Origin of the sequence: Allobrachymonas sp. (assembly GCF_041912815.1) — a bacterium.
GTDB lineage: Bacteria > Pseudomonadota > Gammaproteobacteria > Burkholderiales > Burkholderiaceae_C > Brachymonas.
Genome location: NZ_JAYRLV010000001.1, coordinates 26,117 through 38,649, shown reverse-complemented (window position 1 = coordinate 38,649; position 12,533 = coordinate 26,117). Strand labels below are relative to the sequence as shown.

Genomic DNA, 12,533 nt, shown 5'->3' with positions numbered 1-12,533 from the left:
TGGGCAGCGTGCCAGAAGGACTTGCGTGTCTGTTGCCTGCCAATATACAACCTGCGGTGGCGGTTCTGTCACGGCAGCGTCATCATCCCTATGACGCTGCGCCCCCCTGCAGCCGGCAAGGTGCGACATGTCGCTCCCGCAGCCGTGTCCACTGGCGCCGGAACCCTGCCCGGTGCCGGTGGCCGGATGCCTGCCGGCACAGGGATGGTCAGGTGCGGCTCGATGGGAAGCTGAACACACTGCCTTCGCGCACGCCGGCCGAAGGCCAGCGCTGGGTGATGGTCTTGCGCTTGGTGTAAAAGCGCACGGCATCGGGCCCATAGGCGTGCAGGTCGCCGAAGAGGCTGCGCTTCCAGCCTCCGAACGAGTGGTAGGCCACCGGCACCGGCAGAGGCACGTTCACGCCCACCATGCCGACCTGGATATGGTCGGTGAAATGGCGTGCCGCCTCGCCGTCGCGCGTGAAGATGCAGGTGCCGTTGCCGTATTCGTGTGCGTCGATGAGCTGCATGGCCTCGGCCAGGGTGTTCACACGCACAATGCCGAGCACCGGCCCAAAGATTTCTTCCTGATAGATCGTCATGCCGGGTCGCACATGGTCGAACAGGCAGGGGCCGATGAAATAGCCTTCCTCATGTCCGGGCACGGTGAGCGTCCGGCCATCGACCAGCAGGGTGGCACCTTCGGCCACACCCTGATCGACATAGCCACGCACCTTGTCGAGATGCTGGCGGGTCACGAGCGGGCCCATGTCGCAGGTATTGTCCGAGCCGGGCCCCACGTGCATGGCGGCAATCTCTTCCTTGAGACCGGCAATGAGCGCATCGGCCACCTGGTCCCCCACGCACACCGCCAGGGGCACGGCCATGCAGCGTTCGCCGCAGGATCCATAGGCCGCTCCCATGAGGGCATGCACGGCCTGGGCGATGTCGGCATCGGGCATGATCACCGCATGGTTCTTGGCGCCTCCCAGGGCCTGCACGCGCTTGCCGGCCCTGCAGCCCTCGGCGTAGATGTGCTCGGCCACGGGGGTGGAGCCGACAAAGCTCACTGCCCGCACCCGCGGGTCGTGCAGCAGGGTCTCCACGGCCTCGCGGTCGCCATTGACCACATTGAGCACCCCAGGGGGGAGGCCAGCCTCCAGTGCCAGGCGGGCGATGTACAGCGTGCTCGACGGCGCGCGCTCGGAGGGCTTGAGCACAAAGGTGTTGCCGCAGACCACAGCCATGGGCCACATCCACAGCGGCACCATGGCAGGGAAGTTGAAGGGTGTGATGCCTGCAGTGACCCCCAGGGCCTGAAATTCGCTCCACGAGTCGATGCCGGGGCCGACGTTGCGGGCGTGCTCGCCCTTGAGCAGCTCCGGCGCATAGCTGGCGTATTCGACGTTTTCGATGCCCCGCTGCAGCTCGCCATGCGCATCCGACAGCACCTTGCCGTGCTCGGCCGTGATCAGCGCGGCAATCACGTCGGCCTGCTCCTCCAGCAGAACCCGGAACCGGGCCATGATGCGCGCCCGCTTGAGCGCAGGCGTATTGCGCCATGCCGGAAAGGCCTGTTCAGCCGAGGCGATGGCGGCCCCGACGGTGGAAGCGTCGGCCAGTGCCACCTGGGCACGGATGGCTCCGGTGGCGGGATCGAACACGGGCTGGGTACGGGAGGAATCGGAAGACACCAGGGTGCCATCGATCAGATGGCCAATGATTTTCTGCATGGTCGTGAATGGGAGGGAGGCAAAGGGAAGAAGGAATTCCCTCCGACCCTGTGGCGCATGCCTGTCGATATGCAGCCCGGGAGGGAGGGAAAAAGCAGCATCAGGACCTGGCTCTCCCCCACAGGAGAGAGGCCCCCGCAGGCGCGGGAGCTCTGAGCCAGGGATCCATGAAGGGGCACTGTCAGGCCACCTCCGAGAGAGCATCTCCCAGGGCGCTCACCAGACGGTCGATGTCGGCCGGCTCACTGATGAAGGGAGGCGCCAGCTGGATGGTGTCGCCGCCATAGCGTACATAGAAGCCTTTCTGCCAGCACTTCATGGCCACCTCGTAGGGGCGCAGGGCAGGTTCGCCGGGCAGAGGCGCGATGCTGATGCCTGCAGCCAGACCGAAATTGCGGATATCGGCCACATGGGGAGCCCCTCGGAGGCTGTGCACGGCCTGCTCGAAATACGGTGCCAGGGTGCGTGCGCGTTCCGGCATGGCCTCGCGCTCCAGCAGATCAAGCGCCGCCAGCCCTGCCGCACAGGCCACAGGGTGGGCCGAATAGGTGTAGCCGTGGGCAAATTCGAGCATGTACTCGGGGCCACCTGCTGCCATGAAGGTGTCGTAGATCGTCTTGCTGGCTACCACCCCGCCCAGCGGCTGGGCTCCGTTGGTGACCTGTTTGGCAAAGTTCAGGATGTCAGGCGTGACGCCGAAGGCTTCGGAAGCCGTCCATGCCCCGCTGCGGCCGAATCCGGTGATCACTTCATCGAAGATGAGCAGAATGTCATGCTGGGTGCATATCTCGCGCAGGCGCTGCAGATAGCCCTGCGGGGGAATCACCACCCCGGCCGACCCGCTGAAGGGCTCGACGATGACAGCGGCAATGGTGCTGGCATCGTGCAGGGCAATCACGTCGAGCAGCCGGTCCGCCAGGGCACGGCCCCCTTCGGGAGGCAGGCCCCGATGGAAGGAACCCATGGGAGGTTGCGTGTGGGGCAGGTGATCTGCTTCGATGCCCTGTCCGAAGGTCTTGCGGTTTCCGCCGATGCCGCCCACGGAAATGCCGCCGAAGTTCACGCCGTGGTAGCCCTTTTCGCGTCCGATGAAACAGGTCTTGGAGGCCTGACCACGGGCACGCCAGTAGGCACGTGCCATCTTGAGCGCCGTGTCGGCCGATTCCGATCCACTGCCGGTGAAGAACACATAGTCCAGCCCTTCCGGTGTCAGTGCCTTGATTTTGTTGGCCAGTGCGAAAGACAGCGGATGCCCGAACTGGAACCCGGGGGCATAGTCGAGCCGCGATACCTGCCGGGCCACTGCCTCGCTGATCTCGCGGCGGCCATGTCCCAGACCGCTGCACCACAGACCAGAGAGACCATCGAAGATCTTGCGTCCCTCGCTGTCGGTGTAATAGGCGCCCTGCGCCGAAGTGATGATGCGCGGATCCTGCTTGAACTGGCGGTTGGCCGTGAAGGGCATCCAGTGGGCATCGAGCCAGGCGGCATCCTGACGCAGCGGGACATCGGCGGCCGTCTGGGTGGGGACGGGGAGGGGGGATGAGGGCACAGCAGTTTCGGCAACAGGCGGGTTCATGTGAGACAGCTCCATGGGCAACAGGGGAGAGCGGAAAAAACCGGGACGGGATCCTGCGGCATTCCAAAGCCCATTCTGCGAAGCGGTGTTGCTCTTTAAAATAGGCATATATCCATGTTCAGTTGCCGATTCATGCAAGCAAACATCTCGTCAGATGCTCCCGATGCGGCCCCCGCTGTCCTGGCAGCCGCCACGGGGCGCTCACGGGCCGTGCTGGGCCAGCTCAGCGACATGGATCTGCGGCTGCTGCAGGTGTTCAAGGCCGTGGTGGAGTGCGGAGGGCTTTCCGCCGCCGAGTTGGAGCTCAACATCGGCACCAGCACCGTAAGCCGCCATCTCAAGGACCTCGAAACCCGGCTCGGCCTCACCCTGTGCCGACGCGGGCGGGGCGGCTTTGCCCTGACGCCCGAAGGCCAGCGCGTCTACGACGAAACGCTGCGCCTGCTCGCAGCCGTGGAGGGCTTTCGCGCCAGCGTCGATGACATCCACGCCCGCATGGGCGGAGCCCTGCACGTGGCCGTATTCGAAAAGACTGCCAGCAACCCCGAGGCCCACATTGCCGAAGCCATCGCCGCCTTCGTGCAGCGTGCCCCGCATGTGGATCTGCACCTGCATGTCGGTTCCATCCGCACCATCGAACGCGGCGTCATCGATGGCAGCTTTGCCGTGGGCATCGTGCCCACGCACCGCAGTTCCGCCAGCCTGCGCTATGACCGGCTGTTCGGCGAAACCATGGGGTTGTACTGCGGCACGCAGCATCCCCTGTTCGGAGCCAGCCATGCCGCACTGGACTGGCAGGCCCTGCGGCAGCGGGGCGATTTTGCAGGGCTGGGCTACCACTCTCCCAACATGGAGCTGGCGCATGCCAGACACCTGCCGCGTACCGCCACCGGTTTCGATCAGGAGGGCATTGCCACACTGATCCTCTCTGGCCGCTTTCTGGGCTTTCTGCCCGACCACTATGCCGCTCCCTTCGTGGCCACAGGCCGCATGCAGGCTGTGCGGCCTGGCGTGCTGCGCTACGCCTGCGATTTCGTGAGTGTGCTCAGGCGATCCCCCCGGCCGGCACGTGCGGCGCTCGCCTTCCATGCCTGTCTGCTGGAAGCGCATCGGGAATCTTCCTGACTGGGCGGAACGGCAGGCACAGCACCTGACAGACAGTTGTAAGCACATGCCGAAATATTCTTTATTGAAAATAAGACGAGTGCATATCATGACTTCATGTTCTGAAAGAGGTCCTGCGCCATGCCATCGTTCCCCACAGGCTCCTGGAGCCGTCGCCATTTCGTCACCCGTCTGCCCGCACTCGGAGGTGCCGTTATGGGCAGCTCCTGGCTCGCCGGCTGCAGCAAGCCCCAGCAGGTCGAGTTGCTCAATGTGAGCTATGACCCCACCCGGGAGCTCTACCAGGACATCAACCGGGCCTTCACCAAGGCCTATGCCGCACGCAACAGCCATGTGGCCGTGCAGGTCAAGCAGTCGCATGGAGGCTCGGGCAAGCAGGCACTGGCCGTCATCAATGGCCTCAAGGCCGACGTCGTGACTCTGGCCCTGGCTGCAGACATCGACCAGATTGCCAGGCAGGCCAAGCTCCTTCCGGCCGACTGGCAGAAGCGCCTGCCCAAGAACAGCACCCCCTACCGCAGCACCATCGTCTTTCTGGTGCGCAAGGGCAATCCCAAGGGCATTCACGACTGGAGCGACGTGGTGCGGCCCGGCGTCGCAGTCATCACCCCCAACCCCAAAACGTCCGGCGGTGCCCGCTGGAACTACCTGGCGGCCTGGGGCCAGGCCCTGCAGCGCACGGGCTCGGCCGAACAGGCACGCGCCTTCGTGGCCGATCTGTATGCCCATGTGCCCGTGCTCGATACGGGTGCACGCGGCTCTCTCATCACCTTTGCCCAGCGGCATATCGGCGATGTGCTCCTGTCCTGGGAAAACGAGGCCTATCTCGCTCTCAAGGAAATGGGACAGGATCAGTTCGACATCATCACCCCCCCGGTGAGCATTCTGGCCGAGCCGCCCGTGGCCCTGGTCGATCGCAATGTCGACGCACGCGGCACCCGTGCCATTGCCACGGCCTACCTCGAATTTCTCTACACCCCCGAGGCCCAGCGCATCATGGCCACGCACTGGTACCGTCCCGCCGACGAGCAGGTCGCGCAGACCGTGGCAACGCAGTTTCCCAGGCTGGAGCTGTTCACTCTCGACAAGTATTTCGGGGACTGGACCCGGGCCCAGAAAGAGCACTTTGCCGATGGCGGCGTCTACGACCAGCTGGTGGCTGCACGAGGCAAATCCTAAGGCGATGCACGCGGTGCAACGGGGGCTCGGCCATGCCTGGCCTCCGTCCACAAGCCGCCGTTTATCATGGAATGCAGGCCCCCTGCAGGGGCCGCAGCGACAGAGCCGGCGGCTTTCTGCCCATGGCCTGCCGTGCACGCATGAAAGGCATCCAGGATGAAAACCATCGGGCTCATCGGCGGCATGAGCTGGGAATCCACCATTCCCTATTACCGCCAGATCAATGAAGCGGTCAAGCAGGCACTGGGAGGATTGCACTCGGCCAAGATCGTGCTCTACAGCGTCGATTTCCAGGAGATCGAATCCTTGCAGCGCCAGAACGACTGGGACACGGCAGGACAGCACATGGTCCGGGCCGCATCTGCGCTCGAAGCCGCCGGGGCCGATTTTGTCGTACTCTGTACCAACACCATGCACAAGGTGGCACCGGCCATGGAGACAGCCGTGCACATTCCGCTGCTGCACATTGCCGATGCCACGGCCCATGCCATCCGGCAGGCGGGGCTTGCGCGCGTGGGGCTGCTGGGCACGCGCTTCACCATGGAGGAGCCTTTCTACCGTGATCGTCTGCAGCACATGCATGGCATCGATGTGCTGGTGCCTGAAGCCGCAGACCGTCTTCTCGTGCACGACGTCATCTACCACGAGCTGTGCCTGGGACGCATCCACGAGACCTCCCGCACGGCATTCCGCGCCGTCATGCAGAGGCTCGTGGAGCAGGGCGCCCAGGCCATCATCCTCGGCTGCACCGAAATTTCTCTGCTCGTGCACCCCGAAGATGCCAGCGTGCCGCTTTTCGATACCACCACCCTGCACGCACAGGCCGCTGCCCGGCTGGCTCTGGGGAGCTGAACGGCGCACCGAACCTGCACCGTGACATGGCACAAAAAAGCCACCGCAATGCGGTGGCTTGGGTGGAGGAGGGCAGGGCAGGCATCCCCGGCTGCCTCTCTCCACAGAGTGGGGAGGCTGCAGGAGGCAAGGCCCTGCAGGCCCCCAGTCGATCAGCCCAGCACCTTGGCAATGCTGGCGCAGACGTGACCGATGTTCTTGTGGTTGAGCGCAGCCACGCACATGCGACCACTGTCGGTGCCGTACACACCGAACTCATTGCGCAGGCGCACCATCTGGTCCTTGGTCAGACCGGAATAGCTGAACATGCCGATCTGCTGCGTGATGAACGACATGTCGCGCTGCACGCCGGCCGCCTGCAGACCTGCGACCAGGGCCTGGCGCATTTCCTTGATGCGGGTGCGCATGTGTCCCAGTTCCTCTTCCCATTGCGTGCGCAGCTCGGGAGTGTTGAGCACCGTGGCCACCACCGTGCCGCCATGCACCGGCGGGTTGCTGTAGTTGGTGCGCACCACGATCTTGAGCTGGCTCAGCACGCGCGCAGCAGCATCCTTGCTGTCGCAGACGACGCTGAGCGCACCGACGCGCTCGCCATACAGGCTGAAGCTCTTGCTGAAGGAAGTGGACACGAAGAATTCCAGGCCAGAGGCCACGAACTTGGCGATGGCAGTGCCGTCCTCGACCAGACCGTTGCCGAAGCCCTGATAGGCCATGTCCAGGAAAGCCACCAGCTGGCGTGCCTTGACCACCTCGACCACCTGATCCCACTGCGCAGCAGTGATGTCGTAGCCGGTCGGGTTGTGGCAGCAGGCATGCAGCACCACGATGGTGCCGGCCTCGGCGCCCTGCAGGCTGGCGAGCATGCCCTCGAAGTTCACGCCGCGCTTTTCGGCGTCATAGTAGGCATAGGTCTCGACCTGAAAGCCTGCATTGGTGAAGATGGCGCGGTGGTTTTCCCAGCTGGGGTTGCTGATGAGCACCTTGGCAGCAGGACGCAGCTTCTTCAGAAAGTCGGCGCCCAGCTTCAGGCCGCCGGTGCCACCGAGCGCCTGCACGGTGCAGACACGGCCACCCTGCACGAGATCGCTCTCGGCACCGAACACCAGGCCCTTGACGGCGCTGTCATAGGCGGGAAGACCGTCGATGGGCAGATACCCGCGGGCAGCCTTCTTCTCCATCATCATCTGCTCGGCGGTCTGCACGCACTTGAGCAGGGGCAGCTTGCCGTTGCCGTCGAAATAGACGCCCACGCCGAGGTTGACCTTCTGGGGATTGGCATCGGCGGCGTACTGTTCATTCAGACCCAGAATCGGGTCGCGGGGGGCCATTTCTACGGCAGAAAAGAGAGACATGAAATTTTTCCTTAGTGGAGACGAGACAACAGAGACATCCGCGAAGACAGGTTGCACCGTACATCTGCCCAGAGGAGAACCCCATGAGATTCCCGGCAGGAAACCGGCATGTCAGCCGACAGTGCCATCCTTCTGTCTTGCCCCCCTATTGTAAAAGCCGCACAACGGCTGTGCACAGAGATGGCCGGGATAGGGAGACCTAAACCCGCCATGGTGCCGGAAGGCGACAGCAGCATGCCCCGCATGCACCGCGCGGAGGCACACCGGGCCGCTGCAGACCGGGCATGATTGCTTTACATTGCGCGATTCGCCTCCATCTCCTTGCCATGCCAGACACTCCTTCCTCCTCCGACGCACCGGTGGCTGCCACGTCCGGCCGCTTTGCGCATTTCCCCGATTCGCCCTTCGAGCTGTTCGAACCCTATCCGCCCGCTGGCGATCAGCCCACGGCCATCGACAAGCTGGTCGAAGGAGTCCAGGATGGCGAGGCCTACCAGACCCTGCTCGGCGTGACCGGGTCCGGCAAGACCTACACGATGGCCAATGTCATCGCCCGTCTGGGGCGCCCGGCCATCGTGTTCGCGCCCAACAAGACCCTGGCGGCCCAGCTCTACAGCGAATTCCGCGAGTTCTTTCCCAAGAACGCAGTCGAATACTTCGTCAGCTATTACGACTACTACCAGCCTGAAGCCTACGTGCCGCAGCGCGACCTGTTCATCGAGAAGGACAGCGCCATCAACGAACACATCGAGCAGATGCGCCTGTCGGCCACCAAGAGCCTGCTGGAACGCAGGGACGTGGTCATTGTCGCCACGGTGTCTGCCATCTACGGCATCGGCAGCCCAGAGGAATACACCGAGATGCGGCTCATCACGCGGGCGGGCGACCGGGTGTCGCAGCGTGACTTCATCGCCCATCTGGTGCGCATGCAGTACACCCGCAACGACATGGATTTTGCGCGCGGCACCTTTCGGGTGCGTGGCGACACCATCGATGTCTTTCCTGCAGAACACTCGGAGCTGGCCATCCGCATCGAGATGTTCGACGACGAAATCGAGGCGCTCACGCTCTTTGACCCCCTTACCGGGAAGACAGTGCACAAGGTGCCGCGCTTCGCCATCTACCCGGCAGGCCACTATGTGATGGGGCGCGCCAGCGTGCTGCGCGCCATCGAGACCATCAAGGCAGAGCTGTCGGAGCGACTCAAGCAGTTTCTCGATGACGGCAAGCTTGTCGAGGCCCAGCGGCTCGAACAGCGCACTCGGTTCGACCTCGAGATGATGCAGGAAGTGGGCTATTGCAAGGGCATCGAGAACTATTCACGCCACCTCTCCGGCGGAGCCCCCGGCGATCCTCCTCCCACGCTGGTCGAGTATCTGCCTTCCGATGCGCTGATGTTTTTCGACGAATCCCATGTCCTCATCGGACAGTTCAACGGAATGTACAACGGCGATCGGGCCCGCAAGACCACGCTGGTGGAATATGGGTTCCGTCTGCCGTCGGCACTGGACAACCGTCCTCTCAAGTTTCCGGAATTCGAGCAGCGCATGCGCCAGTCGATCTTCGTGTCGGCCACGCCCGGGGACTACGAGCTGCAGCACTCTGGAGGCGCGGTGGTCGAACAGGTGGTGCGGCCCACCGGTCTGGTCGATCCCATCGTGGAGGTGCGCCCAGCCACCCATCAGGTCGATGACGTGCTGCAGGAAATTCACGAGCGCGTCAAGGTGGGCGAGCGGGTGCTTATCACCACGCTCACCAAGCGCATGGCCGAGCAGCTCACCGACTACCTCACCGAGAACGGGGTCAAGGTGCGCTACCTGCACTCCGACATCGACACCGTCGAGCGCGTCGAGATCATTCGGGACCTGCGCCTGGGCGCCTTCGACGTGCTGGTGGGCATCAACCTGCTGCGCGAAGGACTGGACATTCCCGAAGTGTCGCTGGTGGCCATCCTGGACGCCGACAAGGAAGGCTTCCTGCGAGCCGAACGCAGTCTGATCCAGACCATCGGCCGGGCAGCCCGCAACGTGCATGGCAAGGCCATCCTCTATGCCGATCACGTTACCGAATCCATGCGGCGCGCCATGGGCGAGACCAGTCGGCGCCGAGCCAAACAGCTCGCCTTCAATGCCGAGCACCACATCACCCCGCGCAGCGTGGTCAAGAAGGTGCGCGACCTCATCGATGGGGTCTACAGCGACAAGGCCGGCAAGGCTGCACAGGCACAGGACCTGGTGCGTGCCTACGTCGAGGACGTGAGCGAGAAAGACCTTTCCCGTGAAATCAAGCGTCTGGAAAGGCAGATGATGGAGCATGCCAAGAACCTGGAGTTCGAGCAGGCTGCCCGAACCCGCGATCAGCTCGCAGCGCTCAGGCAACGCGTGCTGGGCGGTGCCGCACACGATGCCGTGGAATGACATGGTGGGTGTGGCCTGTTTCTTGCTTTGAAATGCGCCGGGTTGCCCGCAGTGCCTCATTCTGGGGCGCGCATGTCCGGCAGGGGGTACATGGGACCCCCACCCGCACCTTTGCCGGGCACGCCCCTCCATGGAGGCATCGGGATGCACAGGCCTTGTCCATCCTCGAAACGAGGCATTGCCCCCGCTCACACCCTTTTCACTTGATTTCAGACAAGGCGTCGGCGCAAATTTTGTGTCTTCCATCGACGTACTTGAGAGAATTTCTCAGTTATCGGGTATACTTGAGTCAAATAGTAGGAAAAGAGGTCCGCTGGCCTTTGACCGAGGTTTGCGCTGGCGGTGGGGCAAAACCCTGTCCCTCCGTGTCTTTCCTTTTTTCCAGACTTGTGGAGCACATGCACATGCGACTTACTACCAAGGGCCGTTTTGCAGTCACCGCCATGATCGATCTCGCCCTGCGTCAGAGCAGTGGCCCTGTCACGCTGGCTGCCATCAGCCAGCGCCAGCAGATTTCGCTGTCCTACCTGGAGCAGCTGTTCGGCAAGCTGCGCCGTCACCATCTGGTCGAATCCACCCGGGGTCCGGGCGGCGGCTACACCCTCGCACGCAAGGCATCGGACATCAGCGTGGCCGAAATCGTCGTGTCGGTGGACGAGCAGCTCGACGCCACCAGCTGCGGCGGCAAGGAAAACTGCATGGGCGAACACAACGGCCCCTGCATGACCCACGATCTGTGGACCAGTCTCAATGCCAAGATGCTGGAGTTTCTGCAGTCCATTAACCTCCAGAAGCTGGTCGACGACCAGCTCAGCAAGGGCGTGCAGATCGAGGATCGGCCCATGCTCAAGCGCGCCATTTCCTCCACTCCGGTGCTCAAGCCCGTGCGCGTTAATGCCCCCAACTCCGTGTTTGCGCTGGGGTCCACGCCGCTGGCCAAGTGACCCGGCAAGGGGAATGCCCAAGTACCCGCATCGCGGCCGTTGGCAAGTCTCCCCTCACAATGTTTCCTTTCGGGCGCGGTGGTATACCACGCATCCTCAGAATTTGATACGAGAGCATCATGACCGACAAGCAATATCCCATCTATCTCGACTACGGTGCCACCACGCCGGTGGATCCGCGCGTGGTCGATGCCATGGTGCCCTGGCTGCATGACCATTTCGGCAATCCCGCCAGCCGCAGCCATGCCTGGGGCTGGGAAGCGGAAGAAGCCGTCGAAAAGGCCCGTCAGCAGGTGGCCGACCTGATCCACGCAGATTCCCGCGAAATCATCTGGACCAGCGGAGCCACCGAATCCGACAACCTCGCCATCAAGGGCGCTGCCCACTTCTACCAGGGACGTGGCAAGCATCTCATCACGGTCAAGACCGAGCACAAGGCCGTGCTCGACACCATGCGCGAGATGGAGCGCCAGGGATTCGAGGTGACCTATCTGGAAGTGCAGGAAAACGGACTCATCGACCTTGAACGCTTCAAGGCCGCCATCCGTCCCGACACCATCTTCGTGAGCGTCATGTTCGTCAACAACGAAATCGGCGTCATCCAGGACATTCCTGCCATCGGAGCCATCTGCCGTGAAAAGGGCATCATCTTCCACGTCGACGCCGCACAGGCAACCGGCAAGGTGGAAATCGATGTCAACACCATGCCCATCGACCTGATGAGCCTGGCGAGCCACAAGACGTATGGTCCCAAGGGCATCGGTGCCCTGTATGTGCGCCGCAAGCCACGGGTCCGCATCGAGGCCCAGATGCATGGCGGTGGTCATGAGCGCGGCATGCGCAGCGGAACCCTGCCTACCCACCAGATCGTGGGCATGGGAGAAGCCTATCGTCTGGCCAAGGAAGAGATGCAGCATGACCTTGCCCATGCCCGCAAGCTGCAGGCCCGACTGCTGGCCGGACTCAGCTCGGTCGAGCAGGTCTACGTCAACGGAGACCTGGAACACCGGGTGCCGCACAACCTGAACATGAGCTTCAACTTCGTCGAAGGCGAATCGCTCATCATGGGCATCAAGGGCCTCGCAGTATCGAGCGGATCTGCCTGCACCAGCGCCAGCCTGGAGCCCAGCTATGTGCTCCGCGCCCTGGGGCGCAGCGACGAACTTGCCCATAGCAGCCTGCGCATGTCCTACGGCCGTTTCACCACCGAGGCCGAGATCGACTATGCCGTGCAGGTCATCAAGGAAAACGTGGCCAAGCTGCGCGAACTCAGTCCGCTGTGGGAAATGTACCAGGACGGGGTGGACATCGGTTCCATCGAGTGGGCCGCGCATTGATGGCAGGGCAGGGGAGGCACATGCAAACGCACAC

Annotated in this window: 9 protein-coding genes; 6 read left to right on the top strand and 3 right to left on the bottom strand. The window is 63.2% G+C overall.

Annotated features, from left to right (window positions below; all coding sequences use genetic code 11):
* Positions 1–208: 208 nt before the first annotated feature.
* Complete coding sequence (locus ACE3P9_RS00180) at positions 209–1,714, bottom strand: CoA-acylating methylmalonate-semialdehyde dehydrogenase (protein ID WP_374490742.1); 1,506 nt, start codon at positions 1,712–1,714, stop codon at positions 209–211.
* Positions 1,715–1,895: 181 nt separating this feature from the next.
* Positions 1,896–3,293, bottom strand: a complete 1,398-nt coding sequence (locus ACE3P9_RS00175) for an aspartate aminotransferase family protein (RefSeq protein ID WP_374490740.1) — start codon at positions 3,291–3,293, stop codon at positions 1,896–1,898.
* A gap of 231 nt (positions 3,294–3,524) precedes the next feature.
* On the opposite strand from ACE3P9_RS00175, the gene ACE3P9_RS00170 reads away from it, so the two are divergent.
* The 3 genes from ACE3P9_RS00170 to ACE3P9_RS00160 all read left to right on the top strand — a co-directional run bounded on the left by ACE3P9_RS00170 (position 3,525) and on the right by ACE3P9_RS00160 (position 6,449).
* On the top strand, positions 3,525–4,418 hold the full coding sequence (locus ACE3P9_RS00170; protein ID WP_374491628.1) for a LysR family transcriptional regulator: 894 nt from the start codon (positions 3,525–3,527) through the stop codon (positions 4,416–4,418).
* Between the two features lie 195 nt (positions 4,419–4,613).
* Entirely contained in the window at positions 4,614–5,597 is a 984-nt protein-coding gene (locus ACE3P9_RS00165) for a sulfate ABC transporter substrate-binding protein (protein WP_374491626.1), read from the top strand.
* Between the two features lie 156 nt (positions 5,598–5,753).
* Entirely contained in the window at positions 5,754–6,449 is a 696-nt protein-coding gene (locus tag ACE3P9_RS00160) for an aspartate/glutamate racemase family protein (protein WP_374490738.1), read from the top strand.
* A gap of 152 nt (positions 6,450–6,601) precedes the next feature.
* On the opposite strand, the gene ACE3P9_RS00155 is transcribed toward ACE3P9_RS00160, so the two are convergent.
* Positions 6,602–7,801: an amino acid aminotransferase gene (locus ACE3P9_RS00155; RefSeq protein ID WP_374490736.1), complete on the bottom strand. Its 1,200-nt coding sequence runs from the start codon at positions 7,799–7,801 to the stop codon at positions 6,602–6,604.
* Between the two features lie 326 nt (positions 7,802–8,127).
* On the opposite strand from ACE3P9_RS00155, the gene uvrB reads away from it, so the two are divergent.
* The 3 genes from uvrB (at position 8,128) to ACE3P9_RS00140 (ending at position 12,499) form a co-directional block, all read left to right on the top strand.
* Positions 8,128–10,218 carry an excinuclease ABC subunit UvrB gene (gene uvrB, locus ACE3P9_RS00150; RefSeq protein WP_374490734.1) on the top strand — a complete coding sequence of 697 codons (2,091 nt, stop codon included), beginning with the start codon at positions 8,128–8,130 and terminating at the stop codon, positions 10,216–10,218.
* Positions 10,219–10,622: 404 nt separating this feature from the next.
* On the top strand, positions 10,623–11,162 hold the full coding sequence (locus tag ACE3P9_RS00145) for a Fe-S cluster assembly transcription factor (RefSeq protein ID WP_374490731.1): 540 nt from the start codon (positions 10,623–10,625) through the stop codon (positions 11,160–11,162).
* Between the two features lie 119 nt (positions 11,163–11,281).
* Positions 11,282–12,499 (top strand): IscS subfamily cysteine desulfurase, encoded by a 1,218-nt coding sequence (locus ACE3P9_RS00140; RefSeq protein ID WP_374490729.1) that lies wholly within the window; start codon positions 11,282–11,284, stop codon positions 12,497–12,499.
* Positions 12,500–12,533: the final 34 nt, after the last annotated feature.

Bases quoted from the DNA above. Each gene is read 5' to 3' on its own strand.
- ACE3P9_RS00180 (WP_374490742.1), bottom strand. From the start codon at position 1,714: ATGCAGAAAATCATTGGCCATCTGATCGATGGCACCCTGGTGTCTTCC.
- ACE3P9_RS00175 (WP_374490740.1), bottom strand. From the start codon at position 3,293: ATGAACCCGCCTGTTGCCGAAACTGCTGTGCCCTCATCCCCCCTCCCC.
- ACE3P9_RS00170 (WP_374491628.1), top strand. From the start codon at position 3,525: ATGGATCTGCGGCTGCTGCAGGTGTTCAAGGCCGTGGTGGAGTGCGGA.
- ACE3P9_RS00165 (WP_374491626.1), top strand. From the start codon at position 4,614: ATGGGCAGCTCCTGGCTCGCCGGCTGCAGCAAGCCCCAGCAGGTCGAG.
- ACE3P9_RS00160 (WP_374490738.1), top strand. From the start codon at position 5,754: ATGAAAACCATCGGGCTCATCGGCGGCATGAGCTGGGAATCCACCATT.
- ACE3P9_RS00155 (WP_374490736.1), bottom strand. From the start codon at position 7,801: ATGTCTCTCTTTTCTGCCGTAGAAATGGCCCCCCGCGACCCGATTCTG.
- uvrB (WP_374490734.1), top strand. From the start codon at position 8,128: ATGCCAGACACTCCTTCCTCCTCCGACGCACCGGTGGCTGCCACGTCC.
- ACE3P9_RS00145 (WP_374490731.1), top strand. From the start codon at position 10,623: ATGCGACTTACTACCAAGGGCCGTTTTGCAGTCACCGCCATGATCGAT.
- ACE3P9_RS00140 (WP_374490729.1), top strand. From the start codon at position 11,282: ATGACCGACAAGCAATATCCCATCTATCTCGACTACGGTGCCACCACG.